The organism is Candidatus Amarolinea aalborgensis (assembly GCF_900491745.1).
Classification (GTDB): domain Bacteria; phylum Chloroflexota; class Anaerolineae; order SSC4; family Amarolineaceae; genus Amarolinea; species Amarolinea aalborgensis.
In genome coordinates, this window is the sequence record NZ_UETR01000004.1 from 271203 (window position 1) to 293144 (window position 21942).

Annotated in this window: 16 protein-coding genes; 2 read left to right on the forward strand and 14 right to left on the reverse strand. The window is 61.7% G+C overall.

The window, feature by feature from the left end; genetic code table 11:
• Window positions 1-36 precede the first annotated feature (36 nt).
• From ACPQ6D_RS07715 to ACPQ6D_RS07750, 8 genes are all read right to left on the reverse strand, one after another.
• Window positions 37-387 carry a hypothetical protein gene (locus ACPQ6D_RS07715; RefSeq protein ID WP_423223728.1) on the reverse strand — a complete coding sequence of 117 codons (351 nt, stop codon included), beginning with the start codon at window positions 385-387 and terminating at the stop codon, window positions 37-39.
• Entirely contained in the window at window positions 380-787 is a 408-nt protein-coding gene (locus ACPQ6D_RS07720; protein ID WP_423223729.1) for a hypothetical protein, read from the reverse strand. The genes ACPQ6D_RS07715 and ACPQ6D_RS07720 overlap by 8 nt, the downstream gene beginning before the upstream one ends.
• Window positions 788-835: 48 nt before the next feature.
• Window positions 836-1138: a nucleotidyltransferase family protein gene (locus ACPQ6D_RS07725; RefSeq protein ID WP_423223730.1), complete on the reverse strand. Its 303-nt coding sequence runs from the start codon at window positions 1136-1138 to the stop codon at window positions 836-838.
• A gap of 97 nt (window positions 1139-1235) precedes the next feature.
• Window positions 1236-2768, reverse strand: a complete 1533-nt coding sequence (gene amaB, locus ACPQ6D_RS07730) for an L-piperidine-6-carboxylate dehydrogenase (protein ID WP_423223731.1) — start codon at window positions 2766-2768, stop codon at window positions 1236-1238.
• A gap of 131 nt (window positions 2769-2899) precedes the next feature.
• Window positions 2900-5818, reverse strand: a complete 2919-nt coding sequence (locus ACPQ6D_RS07735; protein ID WP_423223732.1) for an LVIVD repeat-containing protein — start codon at window positions 5816-5818, stop codon at window positions 2900-2902.
• Window positions 5819-5995: 177 nt separating this feature from the next.
• On the reverse strand, window positions 5996-6493 hold the full coding sequence (locus ACPQ6D_RS07740; protein ID WP_423223733.1) for an SRPBCC family protein: 498 nt from the start codon (window positions 6491-6493) through the stop codon (window positions 5996-5998).
• Window positions 6494-6814: 321 nt separating this feature from the next.
• Entirely contained in the window at window positions 6815-7537 is a 723-nt protein-coding gene (locus tag ACPQ6D_RS07745; protein ID WP_423223734.1) for an acyltransferase, read from the reverse strand.
• A gap of 79 nt (window positions 7538-7616) precedes the next feature.
• Window positions 7617-9158 carry a ubiquitin-like domain-containing protein gene (locus ACPQ6D_RS07750; protein ID WP_423223735.1) on the reverse strand — a complete coding sequence of 514 codons (1542 nt, stop codon included), beginning with the start codon at window positions 9156-9158 and terminating at the stop codon, window positions 7617-7619.
• Window positions 9159-9297: 139 nt separating this feature from the next.
• On the opposite strand from ACPQ6D_RS07750, the gene ACPQ6D_RS07755 reads away from it, so the two are divergent.
• Entirely contained in the window at window positions 9298-10956 is a 1659-nt protein-coding gene (locus ACPQ6D_RS07755) for a LysM peptidoglycan-binding domain-containing protein (protein WP_423223736.1), read from the forward strand.
• Between the two features lie 88 nt (window positions 10957-11044).
• Here the strand turns inward: ACPQ6D_RS07755 and ACPQ6D_RS07760 are convergent, their stop codons facing one another.
• The 5 genes from ACPQ6D_RS07760 to xdh all read right to left on the reverse strand — a co-directional run bounded on the left by ACPQ6D_RS07760 (window position 11045) and on the right by xdh (window position 19008).
• Window positions 11045-12607, reverse strand: coding sequence for an ABC transporter ATP-binding protein (locus ACPQ6D_RS07760; protein WP_423223737.1), 1563 nt, complete (start codon window positions 12605-12607; stop codon window positions 11045-11047).
• A gap of 501 nt (window positions 12608-13108) precedes the next feature.
• Window positions 13109-14116: a BMP family protein gene (locus tag ACPQ6D_RS07765; RefSeq protein ID WP_423223738.1), complete on the reverse strand. Its 1008-nt coding sequence runs from the start codon at window positions 14114-14116 to the stop codon at window positions 13109-13111.
• Window positions 14117-14236: 120 nt separating this feature from the next.
• A complete protein-coding gene (locus ACPQ6D_RS07770) occupies window positions 14237-15169 on the reverse strand; it encodes an ABC transporter permease (protein ID WP_423223739.1) in 933 nt (310 codons plus the stop codon).
• Complete coding sequence (locus ACPQ6D_RS07775) at window positions 15162-16310, reverse strand: ABC transporter permease (protein WP_423223740.1); 1149 nt, start codon at window positions 16308-16310, stop codon at window positions 15162-15164. The genes ACPQ6D_RS07770 and ACPQ6D_RS07775 overlap by 8 nt, the downstream gene beginning before the upstream one ends.
• Window positions 16311-16419: 109 nt before the next feature.
• Window positions 16420-19008, reverse strand: a complete 2589-nt coding sequence (gene xdh / locus ACPQ6D_RS07780) for a selenium-dependent xanthine dehydrogenase (protein ID WP_423223741.1) — start codon at window positions 19006-19008, stop codon at window positions 16420-16422.
• 381 nt (window positions 19009-19389) lie between these two features.
• On the opposite strand from xdh, the gene ACPQ6D_RS07785 reads away from it, so the two are divergent.
• Complete coding sequence (locus ACPQ6D_RS07785; protein ID WP_423223742.1) at window positions 19390-20490, forward strand: saccharopine dehydrogenase family protein; 1101 nt, start codon at window positions 19390-19392, stop codon at window positions 20488-20490.
• A 904-nt stretch (window positions 20491-21394) separates the two neighbouring features.
• Here the strand turns inward: ACPQ6D_RS07785 and ACPQ6D_RS07790 are convergent.
• The gene (locus ACPQ6D_RS07790; protein ID WP_423223743.1) at window positions 21395-21667 is read right to left on the reverse strand and encodes a hypothetical protein; all 273 of its coding nucleotides are present in this window, start codon (window positions 21665-21667) and stop codon (window positions 21395-21397) included.
• Between the last annotated feature and the right edge of the window lie 275 nt (window positions 21668-21942).

Below are 21942 nucleotides of genomic sequence, written 5' to 3' on the forward strand. Positions count from 1 at the left end.
CCAGGGTCGTGGGCCACGACTCATTACCGGTCTTTCCTATCTGGCAAGCCCAAGGCTCGCCGGGGGTGAAATCCGACGACTGGCGCGCTGTACGGCTTTCGGCACACCCGCCACCACATCAAGATACCACCACCAATGTGACGGCGGCGGATTTCGCTGCAAACGTTCATATGCCAGGCTGGTAACCTGGCTGAGTGCAGCATCGAACGCACTTGCTTGTTCGAACAAGCGACGATCCGCCGCCACAAGCATCGCTCGCTCACGGGCGGTAAACTGTTCATTCTGCTCTACCAGTTTATCTCGCAGCATCAGCATGTCAAGATGCTCGAAACCACTCACTGCTGGCGATTCAACCGCAATCAAATATCGCTGTAATAGCCTATTCATGGAGTAACTCCCCCAAGACTCCCAAATACTGAAACCGACGATCAGACAGGTATTGGTCCGCATCTTCGGGTGGAAAAGCAGTCTCCATGACACCTCCAGGGCCAAACATCACAAGCCATGTTTGGCCTTGGAAAGCCCCGGCAACAGTTGGATAGATGTTCTGGCGCCAATGATAGACATAGACCTGCGCTCCAACATCTTGAACGATGGCCCCAATGATTGTTTCATAGTCGGCCAGAGTTGCATTCGATGGCAGATGTCCATATCGAATTCTGGTGCGAACATGCTCGACTGCCTTTCCTGGCTTCCAGGTTATCTGTGTTTGTAATTGAACTATCGCGTCCCTGACGACTCGCAGCAGATCGCGTGGCCCGGCAAGGAGTTTGGGGGTATTCGTCAAGATGAATCCTCCTGCGGGTAAATTTCATCACGCACCAGGTAAATCACGTCATCGCGCTTCATAGATGATCTGCGTTTCTTGTTTGATACGATCACGAAGGTATGGGCTAATGGCCGCTTCGGTCAGTAGGTCAATCTTGCGACCGAGCATCGTTGACAATTGACGTTCCAGGGCTATTACTGTTAGCAGGCTTTTACGTTTGGAGAACTCAATCAGCAAGTCTATGTCACTTTGGTCATTGGCTTCGCCTCGCGCCATCGAGCCGAAAATACCAATCTTGCTGATGTCGTGCTCTTGGCATATTCTTATGATCGCTTTCGTGTCTATGTCGCGAATTCCATAACCGGCCATAGCAGTGTCTCCTATTGCCTTTTGCGAGGGGTGTCAGCCGCGTGATCAACGAGCACGTGGGGCGACGCTGGCGTTCGTATGACCGACCAAGCAGGCATCAATCCCCGAACTTGATGCCCTGCGCCAGGGGCAGCTCGGTTGAGTAGTTGATGGTGTTGGTTTGACGGCGCATGTAGTACTTCCAGATGTCGGAGCCGGACTCACGGCCGCCGCCGGTTTCCTTTTCGCCGCCGAAGGCGCCGCCGATCTCCGCGCCCGAGGTGCCAATGTTGACGTTGGCGATGCCACAGTCGGAGCCGGCTGCCGACAGGAAGGTTTCGATCTCCAGCATGTTGGTGGAGAAGATACTGCTCGACAAGCCCTGCGGCACACCGTTGTGTAGGGCCATCGCTTCGGCCAGCGTGTCGTATTCCAGGATGTACAGAATCGGCGCAAACGTCTCTTCCTTGACGATGTCGGTTTGCGTAGACATCTTGACGATGGTCGGCTCGACGAACAAGGCGCCCTTGTCTGGCAGGCGGCCGCCGCCAGTGAGGATCTCCCCGCCCTCGGCGCGCACACGTTCTAGCGCGGCCATCATGTCATCTACGCCGCCCTGGTTGACCAGCGGCCCCATCAGGGTTCCTTCGGCCAGCGGGTCGCCGATGCGCACCTGCTGGTAGGCCTTGACCAGGCGATTAGTCAATTCGGCCGCGACCTCGCGCTGCACGATGATGCGTCGCGTGGAGGTGCATCGCTGACCTGCCGTACCCACCGCGCCAAAGAGAATGGCGCGCGTCGCCATGTCCAAGTCGGCATGCGGTGTGACGATGATGGCGTTGTTGCCGCCCAGTTCCAGGATGCTGCGGCCAAAGCGGCGGGCGATGACCTCCGAGACGTGGCGTCCCATGCTGGTGGAGCCGGTGAAGGAGATCAGCGGCATACGCGGGTCGTTGAGCATGAGTTCGCCCACTTCGGAGCCACGACCGATCAGCAGATTGAAAACGCCGTCCAGGCCATAATCGGCGGCCACGCGGTTGGTGATGTGCTGCACGGCCACTGCGCACAGCGGCACATCGGACGAGGGCTTCCACACCACACAATCGCCGGCGGCCGCGGCGATCGCGGTGTTCCAACTCCAAACCGCGACTGGGAAATTGAAGGCGCTGATCACGCCGACGATGCCGAGCGGGTGCCATTGTTCCATCATGCGGTGCCGCGGCCGCTCCGAGGCGATCACGAGGCCGTAGAGCTGGCGCGAGAGGCCGGTGGCGAATTCGCAGATGTCAATCATCTCCTGCACTTCGCCCATGCCCTCGACGCGAATCTTGCCCATTTCCAGGCTGACCAATTCGCCCAGAGGCTCCTTCAATTCACGCAGCGCGTAGCCGAGGTCACGGATCACCTGACCCCGGCGCGGCGCGGGCCACGAACGCCACGTCTCGAACGCCTGATTGGCCCGCGTCATCAGCGTTTGGTAGGCGGCCGGCGTAGCCTGAATGACCTTCGCCAGCGGCTGGCCGTTGGTTGGGTTGTAGGATACCAGTTCGCGTCCGCCGCGATCTTCGATCCAGCCGTCGGGGCCGGAGCACGCGCCGAAATTGGTCTCTTGGATATTGAGCTTTTCGAGTAATGCCTCTACTGACTTCATTCTTTTGAATCTCCTTTGAATCAATTGAATCAACGCTCACATGGCTGATTACCCTTGAGTATAGCATAGGAGCGGGCAAGGCAGAAGTTTGGGGGGCAAGAGAGTCGGCGCGCGCAGAATTGGACCTCCGATCACTCCACATTCCAGGCGTCGTCCAAGCGTAGGACGAGCAGTCCATTCTTCTCGTCAGCGACAAAGATCAGATTGCCCTCAACGGCCACGTTCTTGGCATCGTACGTGTCATAGAACCCGACCTCCACGGGCGCGGCCGGATTGGCAACCGAGATGACACGCACGCCGTATATCCCATCTGCCACAAAGACATAGTCTTCTGCCACCGCCACATCGCCCCCATAGGCGGGCGTCTCGTAGAATCCGACTTTGACCGGCGCGGTCGGATCGGCGATGGAGATGACGCTCAGGCCGGTCGGCCACAAAGTTGTCAGGTAGGCATACTCTCCGGCAATGGCAACGGCAGAGACACTCCGCACCGCGCTGTACGATCCGACTTCCACGGGCGTCCTCGGGTTGGCGATCGAGATGATGTGCATACCATCACCAACGACATAGGCGTACTCTCCCACTACGACTACATCAGCGGCATAGGATAATGGATCATAAACGCCAACCTCCACCGGTAAAGCCGGGTTTGTCAGGGAGGCTACGCGCAAGCCTTCAGGGCCATCGCCCACGTAGATATATTCCCCTGCCACCGTCACATTCCTGGAATAGCCTGGTGTGTAATAAAACCACACTTCGGTGGGCGTGGCAGGATTCGCGATCGAAAAAACGCGCACGCCGTGGAATGGCTCTGCCACGTACGCATAACCTTCCGTCAGGGTGATGCGAGTAGTGTACCAGAAAGCGTCACAGTACCCGATTTGTACCGGTCGAGTCGGGTCCGCAATAGAGATCACTCGCAGGGCGGAGTAAGCGCCGACCTCCGTGACATAGGCATATGTCCCTGCGATGGCCACGCTCCCCGCTCCCCCGCGTGTGTCATAGAATCCGACCTGGGTTGGGGCAGCGGGGTTGGCAATGGAGAACACGCGAAGACCGTCGCCATCCGCCACGTAAGCGTAAGGGCCGGCTATGGCAACATCCCGACCATGATTAAGGGCGATGACGCCCACCTGCACCGGAGTAACGGGGTCAGCGATCGAGATCACGTACAGGTCGTCGGACAATACATAGAGGTATTGCCCGGCCACGGTCATGGCCGGAGCGCCTGTCATGGTTTCGTAGGAAGCGACTTCAACTGGGGCAGTTGGGTCTGCGATCGAGATCACACGGATACTCCCGCTCTGGCCAAGGTGATCTATCAAGACATAGGCATATTCTCCAGCCACCTCGATATCTTGCACACTGTCTGGAAAGGGGGCGGTTTGCCCGATCAGAAGGGGGTTGACTGGATTCGAGATGTCCAACACGGCCAGGTGTCGCCCCATGTTGACAAAAGCCAGGGTATGGCTGATGGTCACGGTATCAATGTTGTCTCCCAGGTGGCCGACGAACTGAGGGTTACGGGTGAAGCGTTGGCTGATGGTTGGCATGAACAGGCGCGCCCCAGGTTCCTGGGCGGCATCTGCAGCTTTTGTCGCCACGGCGGCTGTCAGATCGGCTGCATCGTGGGTCAACGAGTTCGAGCCGCTTGAGGCTTGTCCTGTCGAGTCGCGCGGGAATCGTACGATTTCCAGGCCATTGAAGCCGTCGGCCAAAAAAACCAAATCGCCGGCCACAGCGGTATTGGTGGTGTGCCCTGGCGTATTGTAGAATCCGACTCCTTCTGGAATGGCCGGATTGGCGATCGCAACGACTTCCAAATCGCCCGTCGTTGCGTAGAGATATGGTTCCGCCAGCGTCACACCATCGGCGCGTACGGAGATAGCCCCGATTCCCCGCGGCGCCGCCGGGTTAGCAACAGAGATCACCTTGAGGTTGCCCAACCACCCGGTGGCGGTGTAAAGATTTGGCCCTGCCACGGCCAGGTCTTGAACCATCTCCGGCGCCCTGAGGAACCCGATTTCAGCAGGAGCCGATGGATCGGCAGTCGAAACCACGCTCAGGCCGTCATGCCTGCTTGTCACATAGGCATACTCTCCCGCCATCACGACATCTTTGGTTCCGTCCGGCGTGGCGACAGAACCCACTTCGACGGGCGCGGTTGGATCGGCAATCGAGATCACGCGCAACATGCTAAACGAATCCGCAACATACGCGTTCCCTCCTGCCAAAGCCACGCCCCATGCAAATTTTGGCGTGTCGCAAAATCCCACCTGGTACGGCGCGGCCGGGTTGGCAATCGAAATGATGCTCAAGCCGCCATACCCGCTTGCCACGTAGGCGTATTCTCCTGCCACCGCCACGCCCTGGGCATCCCCCCGCGGAAACATGGAACCAATCTCCACCGGCGCAGTCGGGTCAGCAATGGAGAGGATGCGGAAACCTCCCCGTTCGGCCGTCACATAAGCGTATTGGCCTGCCACGGCCACACCGATGGCATTGCCGAGCGTGTCAAAAATTCCAACCTCGACGGGCGCGGTCGGGTTGGCGACCGAGATCACGCGCAAGCCGTCATCGCCAGCCGCCACGTAGGCATAATCTCCCACGACTGTCACGTTCACAGCATTGCCTGGTGCGTGGCCGACCACGAGCGGCGCGGTCGGGGTGGCGATCGAGATGACATACAGACCTGCCCAGGCGCTGGCTACGTAGGCATAGTCTCCCGCCAGTGCAACATCCTGAACCAGACCTGAAGAAGGCATGACGTGCCCGATTTGAGTGGGGCTGATTGGGATAGATGCATCAATCACGGTCAGGTAAGCGCCCATGCCCATGAATGCCAGCGTACCGCTGATCGCCACGGTGTTCATCTCGCCGCCCAGGTGGCCGACGAACTGTGGGTTGCGGCTGAAACGCTGAATGAGGCCTGGCACAAATAAGACGTGGTCTTGATGCGGCGACAGAAAGCTATTCTGCCCTGTTATCGGCGCGCTGGCAACGAGCCACGCGAACAAACAAACGAACCACAGTGGGCGTCCAATTCTCATGTTGACCTCCTGGGGCTTGAACATCTTGAGACTGAACGAATCTTCGCGCATTGTGTTGTGTTACGCAAGTTGTCAAAGCGCCGGGGTTGTATAAACGCAAACAAGCGCCGATGCCCTGTCAATCTCAGCGGTCATGGCGCTTGCTGGCTCGTGTGCGCAGGCAAAGATGAATCGGATTCAGGCCGCAGAGGTATTGATGACGTGGCGCGGCGCAACTGTCAGACTGGCGCCGAGACGGCGGGCCAGGCCGCGGCCGCCTTCATCCATCACCAGTTTATGATTCCAGGCAAACGCGGGCCGCAGCAGCGGTGCGAAGAGGTTCATCCAGGCTTTGGTGGTGCGGACGTTCCAATCGTAGCGCACGATGGTGTTCGCGCCATCCTGCGTCAGCTCCCAGCGGCCGGTGCCAACCAGTTCGCCGATCGAATTGCCCTGCAGGACGTGCGGCGGCTCGATGATCGTGGATTCGATGTCGAACAGCAGGCGATAGGGCAGCGCGGTGGCCCATTCGTGGTGCTGAATGGAGCCAAGGCCGTTGGCGTCGCCGCGTTTGGTCAGCGTGACCTTTTTCACATACTTCCACCAGCTCGGGTAATTCAAGGCATCGAAGATCACCGGCCAGACTGCTTCGATGGGCGCCGCAACAGACCAATAGGTCGTAAAGGAATAGAGCATGATGCATATGCCTCCAAAAAAAATCGCGTTGGAGCGGTTCAGCCGCTCTTCCCTGCTCTCATGATACCCCTGGCGCGCGGCGCCAGCAAGATCATTTCTTGTTCGGTCTTTGCTCAAACGACCCCAGTGACAGACCAGCTGAGAGCTTGAATGACGAATTACATGATCAGCGTGTATCTGCGCAAATCTGCGTCCGCTCGGCTGAGTCTGAACGCAGATCAACGCTGGCTGCGCACGCAGATTTTGGATGAGCCGTTGCTCAGCCTCCCGGCCAGGAGTCCGCCTCTCGGGTGAGGGCTCCACACGTGTGGGTGGTTGTCTTCACATTCTCGGTAGCATACTCAGCGCCTGATCGAGCTTGATGATGGTATCCGGCAGATAGTAGCCCTTGCGCAGGCTGATGTTGGCATAGATAAGTGTGCGCGGGCCGATGACGCAGCCGGGGTTGAGCACCGAATTGCAGCCGGTCTGCGCATCGTCGCCCATGATCGCGCCCATCTTGGCCAGGCCAGTGTCAACCATTTGCCCGTTGACTTCCAGGCGGATGGTGGTGCGTTTGCCGGTGGCCGGGTCTTTGAGGCTGGTCAGCGCCAGGTTGCTCAGCTTGGTGCCGGCGCCCAGGTTGACGCGGTTGCCCAGGATGGAATCGCCTACGTAGGCGAAATGCGGGGCATGGGCGCCGTTCAAGAAGATGCAGTTCTTGACCTCGCTGGCATGACCCACGACACAGTGATCGCCGAGGATGACATCGCCGCGCAGGTAAGCGCCGTGGCGAATTTCGCAGTGGCGACCGATGATGCAGGGGCCAGCGACATACGCGCCTGGCTCGATAACGCTGCCTTCACCCAAGTAGATCAACTCCGGGTGAACCAGGTAAGCGCCTTCAGCAACGACACCCAAGAGCGCGGGCCGATAGGCGTCAGCCAACTGCGCTTGCGCGTAGGCGCCGATGCCCGGAATGGCCTCCCAGACGAACGCCTTGTTGTCGAACAACGCCGCGTGCGCAAAGTCGGACAGTTCAAAGAAGCTGTGTGGTCCTAGCATGGATTTACCCTCGCACGAAACTAAGATCAAGAAGCGGCAAAAACAGCCGAACGTTGAACGCCGCGCCGCGGCATGGTTTTCAGCGCCGGCGATCGGGATATTTGGGCCAATCCGGCAGCACCCAACGAATCTGGTAGGTCGGCGGCGGCGGCCACAGCAGGTAGACCTCGCTCCACCAATGCCACGATTCGTATTCGCCCTCAGAAAAGCCCAGGTCAACGAATTTGCCTTTCACGGCGCCTCCAGTGTCGCCAGCCAGACCTTTGCCATAGCCTGGTACGTAAAGCCACGAGCGCAGCGGAATCAGCGTTGGATCAACCGCGACGATGCCCGTGCGCAGCGGCAGACCGATACGCGTGCGGCCATAGGATGGACTGCTGCGCGGCACGCCGGCGCTGGCAGCGGTGTAGGATGTCGTATACGCGCGCAATTTGCGCCAATAGGTAATTGGCCCGTCCGGCGTATCCAACGTTTTGGGCGTAATCCGCTGCCCATACGCCAGAACGCGTGTGATTGGCTCCTGCGCCACCCACCTGTCTTCCAATGTTCGTTCAACGACCTGGTTGTCCTGATCGTTCTCGTAGCGTACGCGGTAGCGCTGACGCTGGATTCCTACCTGCCCCGGCGCGCTGACGCGATGCTGGTCAATGTCCAACTGCTTATCGCCTATCCAGATGGTGGTGAATGGGACGATCTGTTGTTCGATCACCAGCGATTCGCGCACGCGAATCACCCGAATCGCCAGGTTTGGCACCAGGGGGGTGGTCAAGGCCGGTTCTACCTGATCCAAGCCGGCCACTACGATCCCTTGCTCGGCCAGGGCGTCGCCCACGGTGTGCTGGCGGGTGCGCGTTTTCAGCGTATCGCCATCCGCAAAAAATACGAGGGGCAAAGATCGCTCGATGTACACGCGGCCGCCTGCGCGCACCGGGCTGCCCAGGCCAGGCTGCACGACATCGCCCAGGTAGAGGATGAATTGTTCACGGCGCAGCGCCTCGCCTATCGTGGGCGCGGTGGTCATGAAGGTTAATGGCATCCCGTCATCCAGCACGGTCAGCGCCACGGCGCGGCGCAAAGCCAGCGTCAGCAGCGGCGCGGCCTTGCCCACCCACGGCCGGCCGGCTCGATAACGCACGTCCGCCTGTGATTCGGCGGCAGGCGTGGGCAGCAGCGTCTCATCGGTAACGGGAACTCCTTCCAGGAATCTTTCGTCCATCTCCCCAGGACTGATGCCCGCCTCTGGCCAGATGTCGCCCACACGGCGAGCATGGGTGCGCACCACGCGCTCGTTTCCGTCCACAGCGATCAGCACGACGCGCGCGCGCGTCACCTCAACGGTCAGCCCTGGGGTGATGATGTGCGCGACCGACGGAGCGACGCGATCTTCGGCCGCCAGCGCCAGGTTCAGCTCATCCAGCAAGCCGGCCACGGTTCGTTGATGCGTAAGCACGTGGTCCGTATTGCCATCTACAACGATGGTGACAGGCGCCAGGGTCGCGGCAAAGCGCCAGGCCAGGCCGACGGTCAGCAGCAGGGCCGCCAGCACAACGAAAAGGACTTGCGATCGTGCGCCAAACGAAACTGCGCTGGACGTGGGTGGAGGTTCCTGAACGGCGTTCATACCTGCATTATAACCGGCGCGCCAACAAGCGCCAAACGTCAACACAATTCTGATATTTGTCTGACCTGGTGTATAATAAAGCCATCTATCGTGCTCGGGCCAGACAATCTTGCACGCATCATTATTTGGAGGAAAAGAAATGGCCGGTCAACTTCGTGTTCGCATGTCCATCATGGCAGTTCTTGGTGCGGCGCTGCTGGCGCTGGCGATCAGCTCGATCGCCGCGGCCGCGCCGGTTGCGCCGGTTGCGCCCAGCGGAACCGAGTGCAGCCAGATTGTGTCGCTGCGCGCCGGCGACGGCTGGACGACCGTGGCGCAGCGCTATGGCGTCAGCGTTGCGGCGCTGAAAGCTGCCAATCCCCGCTTCGTCCGGCGCAGCGGCCAGCTCTGGCTCACCGACCGTCTTTGTATTCCCGGCAGCGCCGCGCCGACGGCAGTAGTCACGCCGCAGCCAACGAGCGGGCCAGCGCCTGCGGGCGGCGCTTACACCGTGCGCCCCGGCGACACCTGGTTTGGCATTGCGCGTCGCACCGGCGTCCCGTTTGCTGCTCTTTGGAATGCAAACCCCAAGCTGCACCGACCGGGCCAGGTGCTCTACATCGGCGACCGCATGATCATTCCGGGCAGCGACGCGTCTACCCCTGGCGCGCCTGCCTCTGGCGGGGCTGCCGCCGGCACGCCAACGCCAGCGCCTGGCGCCGGCGCACCCAAGCCGCCCATTGCCGGCATGCCTGCGTGCCCTGCACAGTTTGCTGACTACACCACCGGCATCCAGGACGCGCTCAACGCCAACCCTGATAAGATCGAGGCCTGGCTGCGCGCATGCGGCGCGGTTACCAACGCGCACGGCGGCGTAAAAGTCCAGGACCTGAACGGCGATAAGCTCAACGACTACATCATTGTCATCACCGATCCCACCTCGGCTGCGGCTGTACCGACCGGCGACCTGCTGATCTTCCATGCCGGGCGCGACAGCAAGGAACTGGCGTACCAGGCCGGCGCCGCGGGCGATGTGGCGCTGCTCGATTTCGGCCCCAAGACCAGCGATATCAACGCAGACGGCAAGCTCGACGTTGCCTGGACCGATACAACCTGCGGCGCGCACACCTGCTTCGGCACGATTCACATCATCTCCTGGAATCCCGCCACCAGTTCCTACGACAATTGGATTGACGGCAACGCCACAATGGCCTATCCCACGGTCACGTTCAAAGACATCAATGAGGGATCTGGCCAAGAGCTGCTGTTGCACGGCGGCATCATCGCCTCGGTAGGCGCAGGGCCGCAGCGCTCGTGGACTGAGACCTGGTCTTCGATCCAGGGCGCGCCCTACAAGCTGACCGATCTCAAGTATGATCCGTCCACCTGCCTCTACCATCACCTGTTGGACGCGAATCAACTGCTGTTGGAAGGCAAGGCGGCCGAAGCCGCGGTCGCGTACGACGCGCTGCTGAACGATCAAGCCCTGGAGAAGTGCGGTACGCGCGACAACGAACTGAACGAACTGCGCAGTTTTGCACGCTATCGCCTGGCGCTGGCCTATGCCTACAGCGGAGACCTGGCCAAGGCCGAGAAAACCGTCACCGATTTTGTCGCGGCCGATCCCACGAATCTGTATGCCCAGGTGGCTGACACCTGGTGGAAGGCCTATGCGGCGCCCAAAGATGCCGCCGCCGCATGCGCCGCCGTGACCGCGTTTGCCAAAGCAAATCCCGATACCTGGCAAATCCTGTTTGATTTTGGCTACGCCAATCCAACCTTCAGCGATGCCGAAGTCTGTGTGACGCCGACCCCCTGATCGCGCTGTCAAGAGAAACCCGGTTTCTTGCAGAAGCCGGGTTCCGTAGGGTAGAAAACCGGTTTCTTCTGGAAACCGGTTTTCTTTTTCAGCTGCGCACGCCGGCCATCATCAGCCCCAATTCCGCGGCGTTCGTTTCATCACGCTGGACGACGCCCATGACTTCGCCCTCGTACAGGACCGCAATGCGGTCGGAGAGGGCCAGAATCTCGTCCAGGTCATCAGAGATGAGCAGAATAGCTGTGCCCTGGCCGCGCTGATCGAGCAGGCGCTGATGGATGTACTCCGTGGCGCCAATGTCCACGCCACGCGTGGGCTGGGCAGCAATCAGCACCTTCGGATTATTGGACAGCTCGCGCGCCAGGATGACTTTTTGGATATTGCCGCCGCTCAGGCTCTTGATGGGGGTGTTGATGCTCGGTGTTTTGACGCGGAATTCGCGCACCAACTCCTGACTGCGTCGGGCAATGGCCTTGAAATCAAGAAAGCTGCTTTTGCTAAAGGGTTGGCGCCCATGATCCTGCAAGATCATGTTCTCCGCAATCGAGAAATCCTGAATGACGCCATCATGCATGCGTTCCTCAGGAATGTAGCGCAGGCCGGCCTCGATGCGCTGCCCTACCGACCAGTTCGTGATGTCCGCGCCGAGGAGGGTAATATGACCGCCGCGCAGGTCGCGCAACCCGGCCACGACCTCGGCCAGGGTGCGCTGACCATTGCCGCTCACCCCGGCGACGCCCAGGATCTCCCCGCCGCGCAGCGTTTGCGTCAGATGGTACAGCGCGCGCGTACCCGTGATGCGGTAGGCTTCCACGTCGTTGAGCGAAAGCAGCGTTTCGCCGACTTGAGCTGCCAGGTGTTTACGTTCCAGCAGCACTTCGCGGCCCACCATCATGCGCGCCAACTGCTCGCGCGTGATACCCTGATTGGGCACGGTGTCAACCAACGCGCCGCCGCGCAGAACGCTGATGCGGTCGCTGAGCGCCAATACCTCGCGCAGTTTGTGGCTGATGAAAACCAGGCTGTGACCGTCGCGGGTCATCTGGCGCAGCGTCACGAACAGATCGTCCACCTCTTGCGGCGTCAACACAGCAGTCGGCTCATCCAGGATGAGCAGCGCGGCGCCGCGATAGAGCGCCTTGATGATTTCCACGCGCTGGCGCACGCCGACCGGCAGCGTCCACACGGGCGCTTTGGGGTCAACCTGTAAGCCATACGCTCTGGACAACTTGCGGATGCGCGCTTCGACTTTGTCCAGATCGAGCAGCGGGCCGCGGCTGGACGGCAAGCCCAAGGCCACGTTTTCGGCCACGGTGAGCGTGTCAACCAGCATGAAGTGCTGATGCACCATGCCGATTCCCTGCCGCAGCGCGTCGGTGGGGGTCTGAATCTCCACCGGCCGGCCATTGACGCGAATCTCGCCGCCGTCCTTGCGGTATAGCCCGTAGAGCACCTTCATCAGGGTGGACTTGCCGGCGCCGTTTTCGCCCAAGAGCGCATGCACCTCGCCGGCCTTCACATCGAAATTGACATGATCGCAGGCCAGCACGCCAGGGAAATGCTTGACAATGCCGCGCATTTCCAGCAGGTCAATGCGCGGCAGGCCGGTCGGCAGCAAGGCCGGCGATGAAGATGATGGTGAATCGGTCATGAGCAACCTGCCAGTACAACGGATTTCAGGTGAACCAGCACGATCTGAACCGCTAAGACGCAAAGGACGCCAAGCAACCAGTACCCCTTTGTGCTGGGTGCATTTCAGAATGGGGGCGGGTCGGGCGATTGAGGCTTCGTCGTGAGCGGCTCGAAGGCACGGTTCGACAGGCTCACCGCACGGGGCCTGAGCTTGTCGAAGGCCGCTGCAACCGCTGCCAAGCCCAACCTTTGTGGGCTACGCCGCGATACTGAAATGCGCCCACTACGAGATGCAAGCCCCTGCCAGGGTGTCAGGCCCGATAGGGCCTTTCACCTTGTAGCCCGATCCGTTCACGGTCGGGCGGCGTTGGTTGCGCGCAGGCCATGCGGCATCCAACGCCGCCGGAGGCCAAAGGCCATCCGGCTACGAGGTGAAAGCCCCTCCGGGGCTACGCCCCCCATTCTGAAATGCACCCTTTGTGCTCTTCACGACTTAGCGGTTCAGCTTTGCCTGCGCCGATCAGGGGAGCGGCTTGATCTTGCCGTCGGCAATGTCCTTGATCACCTGCTCGGCGGCCTTCTTGATGTCGTCGGGCGCCGGCGAGCTGGCGTTGAACACCATCTTGAGGCCCTGGTTGGCCAGAGTCAGGGTGTACGCCTTGCCGCCCATCGTGCCTTGCTGGTGCAGCGCAATCATATCCTTGACGACGCCGGTCCAGTCGAAGACCTGGGTTGCCACCACCGCTTCGGGCGCTAACGAGCTTTGGTCGCTTTGCGTGCCAAACCACTTTGCGCCTTTACTCTTGGCGACGCCGATCGCGCCAACCACCTGCTGCGCCGAACCGGTGAGCACATCTGCGCCGGCCGCAATGTGGGTGTTGGCTGCTTCGGCGGCCAGGGCTGTGTCGCCGAAGGAACCGGTGTAGCTGATGTTGACCTTGATGTCAGGCTTGGTGGCCTTGGCGCCGGCCGCAAAACCGTCAATGTACAGCTTGGCATCGCCCGCTTCCACCGGACCCACCACACCCAAGACGCCCGATTTGCTCATCAGGGCTGCGATAACGCCATTGACATAACCGCCTTCTTGCGCGTTGGCCTCGTAGGCAAACACGTTCTTAAGGTTCTTGCTGGCGCCGGTATCCGTCGCGGTGCCCCAGGCAAAACTGGTGCCGGGGAAGTCCTTGGCCACATCGAACATCGAGTTGCCGTACTGTGTGCCGTGCGCAATGACCAGGTTGTAGCCTTCGGTGGCGTAGTCACGCAGAGCGGCAGCCGCATCGGCCACCTGGAACATGTTTTCGGAATAGGCGAGCTTGAGATTGTCCTCACCCATTTCCTTCTGTACGGCCTTCAGGGCATCGTACATAGACTGGCCCCAGGCCAGGTCGGTGATCGGGCTGGGCAGCACGATCGCAATCTTGAAGGGGCCTTTGCTGACGACAGCCGTCGGCTGTGCAGCCTGGCAGCCTGTCAACAGCACGCTGATGACAAGCAACAACACAAGACCGGTTGACATGGAACGACGCATACATTTCTCCTTCTGAATCTCTTCTGACTTCACTGATCTGAAAACTCGCCAAACGAGTTTGGCGTTCCGGCGCTTGCCAGAATCCTCGACTGGTCGAGGACTTTTTCATTCTTGGAATCATCAGCCGCTGCGCTCGAACGGCTTGTTTAGCGCGGCCGGCTGTTTGATCTGGCTGGCCGCAAAAATCAATACGATGATGGTCAACAGGTAGGGTAGCATCACGGCCAGATCAGACGGGATGGGGATGCCTTTGACCTGCACCCACAACTGCAGCGCGTTGACGGTGGCAAAGAGCAGAGAACCGAGCAGCACCCCAAGCGGCCGCCAGCCGCCGAAATAGACCAGCGCCACGGCGATGAAGCCCAGCCCATTGGTCATGTTGTCTTGGAACACGTTGAGGGTGCCAATGCTCAGCGAGGCCCCAGCCAGACCGGCCATGGCCGCGCCAAAAATGACGCCAAAATAGCGCACCCGGTTGACGCTGACGCCCAGTGAATCCGCCGCTTCCGGATTTTGCCCCACGGCGCGCACCTTGAGGCCAAGCGTGGTTTTGTCGAAAAGAAACCAGAGCGCGGGGACCATGAGATAGGCCAGGTAGACCAGGATATTGTGGTTGAAGAAGATTTGGCCCAGAATGGGAATGTTGCTGAGGACAGGAATCTGGATGTCTCGGAAGCCGTTGACCCCTTCCACGGAGCCGATTAGCACCCGGAAGAGCAAGCTGCTGAGACCCAGGCCAAACAGATAGAGGCCGATGCCGCTGATACCCTGTTCAGCCTGAAACGTGACACTGATGATTGCCATCAGCAGCCCCATCAGCGCGCCCACCACGAGAGCCGCCGCCACCCCCAGCCACAGGTTGTCAGTCTTGAAGACGGTGAAGAAGGCCGCAAACGCGCCCATGAGCATGACGCCATCCACGCCCAGATCGAGCACGCCCGACCGCTGCGACACTGTCTCCCCCAATGCGGCTAACAGGTAGGGCGTGGCGAGGCGAATACCGCTGTGCAAGATGCCGATGAGTACGGCGGTGGTGAAGAGGTCGCTAATCACTGACTGCCTCCTGCGGCGCACTGGCCGAGGCGCTCTCTGCCGACGTCGTGGCGTCGGCGACGCGCTTGCGCGCGCGGCGACGCACAAAGAAATCGCTGGCGACGACAAAGAGAACGATCAAGCCGTTGATGGCGACGACGAGGGAACTAGGGACTTGCACCGTGCGCTGCATTTTATCTGCGCCTACGAGCAGACCGCCGAAAATGATCGAGGCTGGGATCGCGCCCAAGGGGTGCAGTTTGCCAAAGAGGGCTGCCACAATGCCGCTGAAACCGTAGCCTCCTGACAGCCCTTCGATCATGCGGTGATGAACGCCGGTCACTTCGACCGCGCCGGCCAGCCCGGCAAACGCCCCGCTGAGGATCAACGCCAGGGCCATATAACGCCGCACCGGGATGCCGGCATAACGGGCCGCAGACGAGTTGAGACCCACGGCGCGGATGCGGTACCCGATGGTGGTGCGCCAGAGAAAAATGAAAACGAGGACGGCCAGGATAATGGCCAGGATTAGTCCCACGTGCAGCAGGGTGCGCGGCACCAGGCGCAGGAGCCACACCTGGTCAGGCAAGGTGGCGCTTTGGGCAATGTTCGTACCGGCGGCGATTTGGGCAGGATCGAGCATGGGGCCGCGGAGCAGGTAGTTCATGAGTTGCAGGGCGATGGCGTTGAGCATGACGGTGCTGAGAATTTCGTTGACGCCGAAACGAGCCTTCAAAACGCCGGCGATGCCGCCCCATACGGCTCCGCCCAGCACCCCAGCGCCGAGCGTCAGCGGGATCAGGATGACGCCGGGCAGGGTGGGCCACGCCAGGGCGACGGCCGCCGCGGCCACGGCGCCGATGATGATCTGCCCCTCTCCGCCAATGTTGATGACGCCACCGCGAAAGGCAATGCAGATGCCCAAACCCACCAGGAGCAGCGGAGTCGCTTTGGACAGCGTTTGGGTCAAGCCGCTCACGGTGCCGAAGGCGCCCCTGAATAACGAACCGTAGGCGGTCAAGGGATTGACGCCCAAGATCAACAGCAGAATCCCGCCAAAGGCCAGGGCCAGCAGCGTCGCCAGCACGGGCAAGAGGGCGCCTGTTAGCCGGCTGACGTCCAAGCGTCTGGCTGCGCCGCTTGTCTCGCTCGATTCGCTCATGAAAGACACCCCCTTTGGGATCTCGTTGACGACTCGATGACCATGATGTTGATCGCGTGCACGGTTGACTGCGCAGGCCGCGGCCAGAATCCGCGCCCGGGGTGCTCACTCAACTCGATCGTGCACGCTTGGGCAGCGCCATGGGCAGTTTGGTGCGCCGCACGCCGTCAAACTGACGCAGCGCGTTCGCCACGGCGCCGGCCGTCGGCACCAGCCCGATTTCGCCGACGCCTTTGGCGCCATATGGGCCGTAGGGGTCGGCCACCTCAACGCCAATCACCTCGATCGCGGGCATTTCCTTGGCGCGCAGGATGCCGCACTGGCGCAGGCGCGTGCTCTTGAAGCGACCGCCTTCCATCGGCAGATCCTCGCTGATGGCGTAGCCCAATCCCATGTGCAGCGACCCTTCGACCTGGCCCTCGAACAGTGTGGGGTTGAAGATTTTGCCTGCGTCGTGCGCAGCCACGATCCGGGCAATCTGGCCGTCCTTGTCCAGGATGACGAGCTGCGTCGCGTAGCTGTACGAGTAGTGCGTCACAGGCGTGTCGGTCACGGCCTCTGGCTTCGTCGTCCAGTCGCAGACCCAACTGCCTTCGTACTGACGACCCACAAGCTCTGCCAACGCGTGAACCTTCAGATCCGCAGCCAGTTTCCTAGCCGCATCTATGGTCGCATTGCCCACCAGCGAGGTGGCGCGCGAGGCCGTGGTCATGCCGGCATATTGGCCGGACGCGGTGTCCACGCGCATCTCAACGATCGTGGGGTCAATACCGGTCTCGGTGCACAACGCTTGCAGGGCCACGGTGTGGACGCCCTGGCCCATCTCGGTCCAGCCGTGATCCACCACGATCTTGTCTGCTGCCTCGACGCGGATACGTACGCGCGAGGCGTCAGGCACGCCGTTGCCAATGCCGGTATTCTTGATGCCGCATGCCAATCCGGCGACGCCCCCGGCGTTCTGCGCCGCGTAGAATTGGTCCTTGACCGCCAGCAGGGTGGCGCGCAGCCCGGCTCCGCCCTCGATGATCTGGCCGGTGGCGGTCATGCTCCCCTCGGTGATGGCGTTGTCGTAGCGGAATTGCCAGCGGTCAAAACCGCCCTGCTGGCACAGATCGTCCAGGCAGCTCTCGATGGCAAAGGCAGACTGGTTGACGCCAAAGCCGCGCATCGCGCCGCAGGGCACATTGTTGGTGTAGACGGCCACGGCTTCGATGTCGGCCGCAGGCGCATGGTATGCGCCGGTGGCATGACCGGCCGCGCGCTCCAGCACCTTAGCGCCGACCGACGCGTACGCGCCTGAATCGCCGACGATGCGCGCGTGCACAAAGGTCAACTTGCCGGCGGCGTCGCAGCCCACGCGGTAATCGAGCCACATCGGATGGCGTTTGGGGTGCATACGAATGGACTCATCCCGCGTCAGCTTCACCTTGACCGGCTGTCGCAGCAGGTAAGCCGCCACAGCGGCATGGCCTTGCACCGACAGGTCTTCCTTGCCGCCAAAGCCGCCGCCGTTAGGCACCAAAATGACGCGCACCTGCTCTTCGGGCAAGCCGAGCAGCGCGGCAATCTGGACGCGGTCTTCGTAGACGCCCTGGCTCTGTGACAGCACCTCGACTGCGAGCCCGTCATCCGCGGCGGGATAGGCGATCGCCGCCTCTGGCTCCATGTAGCCGTGCTCGATGCGCTGCGTCTCATAGCGGCCGGCGGAGATAAAGGCCGAAGCCGCCTCCGCGGCCTGCAGATCGCCGCGCTTGATGACGGTGCTCGCCAGGACATTGCCGTCTGGGTGCAGCTTGGGCGCGCCAGGCAGCAGCGCCGCGAAGGGGTCGGTCAGCGGCTCCAGGACTTCGTAATCCACTTCGATTTTGGCTGCGGCCGCGCGCGCGGCCTGCTCGGTCTGCGCGACGACTAGGGCCAGGACATCGCCCACATAGCGCGTTTCCTCGCCCACAGCCACCATCAGCGGCCAATCTTGCTGGATCAGACCCACCATGCGCCGCCCAGGCACATCCGCGGCCGTGAAGATGTGCACCACGCCGGGAACTGCCGCTGCGGCCGCGGTGTCAATGCGCAGCACGCGCGCGCGCGGATGATCGCTGAAGTGCAGCGCGCCGTGCAGCAGACCGGCGATGCGGATGTCGTCCACGTAGGGACGCTGGCCTAACACGGCGCCGAAGGAATCATACTTGGGATGGCGATCGCCCACCTGGGCCGCGGTGGCCGGTTGCGGCACTTCTTCCTCGTGCAAAATGGCGCCGGCCGCGACCTCGATGGCGTCCACGATCTTCTTGTAACCGGTGCAGCGGCACAGGTGCGGCGTCAACGCCTGCTCGATCTCGCGCCGGCCCGGCGCTGGCTGGCGGTTGATGAGCGCGTTGGCCTGCATGACAATGCCAGGGATACAAAAGCCGCACTGGATGCCGCCGGCCGCGACAAAGGCGTGGGAAAAGACGCGCTGGCGGAACTCGCCCAGCCCTTCGGTCGTGGTCACTTGGCCGCCAGCCACTTTTTTCATGGGCGTGACGCAGGAGAGCACCGCCTTGCCGTTGAGGTCAACCGCGCAGCAGCCGCAGGCGGCCTGGGGTGAACAGCCATCCTTGGGCGAAATGATGCCTTCGTGCTCACGCAGATAGGTCAACAGCGGCAAGTCGGCATCGCCAGCGAATTGTTTGGGCTGCCCGTTGAGAACGAAGTCCATGTCGCTTCCCCTTGTGTCGGTGAATTCGCGTTAACGCATCCAATCATCGCGCCAGGCCGGCCGGGGAAGGTGCAAGCCATCACGCTTCTCGCCGGTCGCCTGACCGGCTGCGGCCGTGTTGACCAGAGGAATCAAACTTCATTTATCTTACACAAAGACTTGTGAGATGTCAAGATTACTGCGGCGAATGCATGTCAGTTATCCATGTCCCGTGGGCGCAACCCTCAATGGCAACAGGCAATCTGTGGCGATCCGTGGTCATTCGCGGCCTTCTTTCAAGTTCATTGCGCAAACAGTTGGATTGACTTCATGTGGTTGCCATGTTAAGATGCGCCAACGCCATCATGGGCGAATCTCCAGATTGAGTGAGCGAACACCACCATGTCACAACGCATCTTGATCGTCGGCGGCGCTGGCAAAATTGGGCAAGCCGTCGTGCGCGACCTGGCGTCCTTCACCGACGCCGAGCTGATCCTGGCGGGCCGCCATCGAGCCAACGGCGAGGCCGCAGCGCAGCCGTTTGGCAGACGTGCGCGCTTCGTCGCGCTGGATCTCGATCGGGCCAGCGTGGATGATCTGCGCCAGCAGGTGGCTGGCATGGACCTGGTGTTGCAGTGTGTGGGGCCTTTTCGTTCGCGGCCGCCCACCCTGCTGCAGGCCGCCATTGCGGCTGGCGTCAACTACGTGGATGTGTGCGACGACCGCGGCGGCACGCAGCAGCGCTTGCAGATGGACGCCGCGGCCAAGGCGGCCGGCGTCACCGCGCTGATTGACACCGGCACCTTCCCTGGGATTGACAACGTCCTGGTGGCGGAGGCGCTGGCGCGCTTGCCGCAGGCCGATACGCTGCACCTGTCGTTCGTTTGCGCGGGTTCGGGCGGCGGCGGTTTTGGCGTCCTGCAAACGACCTTCCTGGCCGTCAGCCGGCCCTTCGAACAGCGCATCGAGGGGCGCTGGCAAGAGACGCCGTCCTACCGCGGCCGGCGTGTGGTGGACTTTGGCCTCCCCCTGGGCCGGCGGCCGGTCTACCACTTCGAGGTGCCTGAGATCTGGAGCCTGGCCCAGGTTTTCCCGCAGTTGCAGACCATCACCAGCCGCTTTGGCTCCATCCCCGAGCTGTGGAACTGGGCCACGCTGGCGCTGGCGTTAGCGCCGGTCGAGTACCGGCAAAACACCGCGTTCCTCGATCGCTCGGCCGAATTTATGGTGCCCTACGTGCACAAGGTGGATCGCTGGGTCGGCGATGCGCTGGGCATTCGGATTGACATCGCCTCCCGCGCGGACGGGGGTGGGCGTGAAACGATTTGCTTCTACGCCCCGTCCACGGTCAAGGCCGTGGGTTGGGCCACAGGCATTGCCGCGGCCATGGTGCTGCACGGAGAAATCCGCGCGCCCGGCGTGCTGCTGCCCGAAACGCACATCCCGCCGCAGCCGTACATCGAGCGCCTGGTGGCCCGCGGCGGCGTGCTGCGGCGTGGCTGAGAAGTGAAATCCCCTTGCGCAGGCTAGCTCCCCAGGTAGGTCACGCCTCCGGCGTGACAACGTCGTCAACCGCAGCGTTCGCTTTTCTGTGACGACGTTGTCCGGCCAGGAGGCCGGACCTACTGGCTGCGCGGTCCTACGGCGGGCAAACCGGCGACGTCCTCGCCGGTGCAGGCTCCTTACCCGGCAGGCCTGCGCAAGGTTGGGCGGTTTTTCGGCTGCCAACCCTCGCAGGGGTCAGTGGACATCAGTGCGTTGGCTTGTGAGCGCGTCGTGCGCCTCTGAGGTTGCCATCTTGCCGCAGCCCTGCGAGGGGGATCCCCTTGCGAAGGCTGGCTGCACGATAGACCGTCGGACAAGCCGATTTCGCTCTTTGCGATGTAGGCTCCTTATCCGGCAGGCCTGCGCAAGGTTGGCCAATTTCTCCCATGCCAACCCTCGCAGGGGTCAGTGGACATCAGTGCGTTGGCTTGTGAGCGCGTCGTGCGCCTCTGAGGTTGCCATCTTGCCGCAGTCCTGCGAGGGGGATCCCCTTGCGCAGGCTGGCTGCACCACAAATCGCCGGGCAAGCCGACATCGCTCTTTGCGATGTGGGGCTCTTACGCTGCGAGCCTGCGCAAGGTTGGCCGATTTCTCCCTGCCAACCCTCGCAGGGGTCAGTGGACATCAGGCCGAGCGCGTGCTGGGTTATCGCAGTGCGGGGGCAGTGACGCCGTCGGGCATGGGAGGGTTGGTCATCGCAGGATGTCATGTTGGGCGCCTGCCCATGCACCCGCTGTCGGGTGGCGGTGATCTCCAGGATGGCGGGCGCCATCGTAACAGCCGGCTGCCAAGTTGCCGCCCTCGAACAATGAGGCAATCCAAATAAGACGATCCTGTAAAACGGGAGCGTCAGCGGTTCTGCTTACCGCTGGTAGGGCTGATGGCCGGCGAAACCCAGGTGCGCCTCGCTCACCGCAGCCGGATCGCTGGCGTGCCAGTGTTGCGGCGGACTGTGCCAATAGTTGGTTGCCAGCACCCACTGATTAGGCCCTATCACCGTGGTGGCGGTCCAACCATCAGCGGCTTGCGGCCCATCGAAGTTGCTCTTGTAGATTACGATCGGCGGCGCCTGACTCGCAGGCCGCGCGCTCAGGGTCGTGAAGCTGAACACGGCCGACACGCGCCCACGCTGCATGCGTTGGACGCCCTGACGCACCAGTAGTAGCGTGCTCGTGGGCAGGTCGCTGCTCGGTGAAGCTGGCGCCGGTCAGGCCGCTCGCCGACGTCACGATGGCGCTGAAACTGGCATCCGTTGCAATCTCGATGGCGTAGGTTTGCGCCTGGCTGGCCGTCTCCCAGGTGAAGGTTGGACGCCGCGGCTGCCGCCGCGCGTCGTCGGCTGGTGTGACCAGGCGCGCGGCCGGGCCGCTTTGAAAATATCCAACCAACGGTGGTCGTGTGTATCGCTGA

Bases quoted from the DNA above. Each gene is read 5' to 3' on its own strand.
- ACPQ6D_RS07715 (WP_423223728.1), bottom strand. From the start codon at position 387: ATGAATAGGCTATTACAGCGATATTTGATTGCGGTTGAATCGCCAGCA.
- amaB (WP_423223731.1), bottom strand. From the start codon at position 2,768: ATGAAGTCAGTAGAGGCATTACTCGAAAAGCTCAATATCCAAGAGACC.
- ACPQ6D_RS07790 (WP_423223743.1), bottom strand. From the start codon at position 21,667: ATGCAGCGTGGGCGCGTGTCGGCCGTGTTCAGCTTCACGACCCTGAGC.
- ACPQ6D_RS07755 (WP_423223736.1), top strand. From the start codon at position 9,298: ATGGCCGGTCAACTTCGTGTTCGCATGTCCATCATGGCAGTTCTTGGT.
- ACPQ6D_RS07765 (WP_423223738.1), bottom strand. From the start codon at position 14,116: ATGCGTCGTTCCATGTCAACCGGTCTTGTGTTGTTGCTTGTCATCAGC.
- ACPQ6D_RS07735 (WP_423223732.1), bottom strand. From the start codon at position 5,818: ATGAGAATTGGACGCCCACTGTGGTTCGTTTGTTTGTTCGCGTGGCTC.
- ACPQ6D_RS07740 (WP_423223733.1), bottom strand. From the start codon at position 6,493: ATGCTCTATTCCTTTACGACCTATTGGTCTGTTGCGGCGCCCATCGAA.
- ACPQ6D_RS07725 (WP_423223730.1), bottom strand. From the start codon at position 1,138: ATGGCCGGTTATGGAATTCGCGACATAGACACGAAAGCGATCATAAGA.
- ACPQ6D_RS07750 (WP_423223735.1), bottom strand. From the start codon at position 9,158: ATGAACGCCGTTCAGGAACCTCCACCCACGTCCAGCGCAGTTTCGTTT.
- ACPQ6D_RS07775 (WP_423223740.1), bottom strand. From the start codon at position 16,310: ATGAGCGAATCGAGCGAGACAAGCGGCGCAGCCAGACGCTTGGACGTC.
- ACPQ6D_RS07745 (WP_423223734.1), bottom strand. From the start codon at position 7,537: ATGCTAGGACCACACAGCTTCTTTGAACTGTCCGACTTTGCGCACGCG.
- ACPQ6D_RS07760 (WP_423223737.1), bottom strand. From the start codon at position 12,607: ATGACCGATTCACCATCATCTTCATCGCCGGCCTTGCTGCCGACCGGC.
- xdh (WP_423223741.1), bottom strand. From the start codon at position 19,008: ATGGACTTCGTTCTCAACGGGCAGCCCAAACAATTCGCTGGCGATGCC.
- ACPQ6D_RS07785 (WP_423223742.1), top strand. From the start codon at position 19,390: ATGTCACAACGCATCTTGATCGTCGGCGGCGCTGGCAAAATTGGGCAA.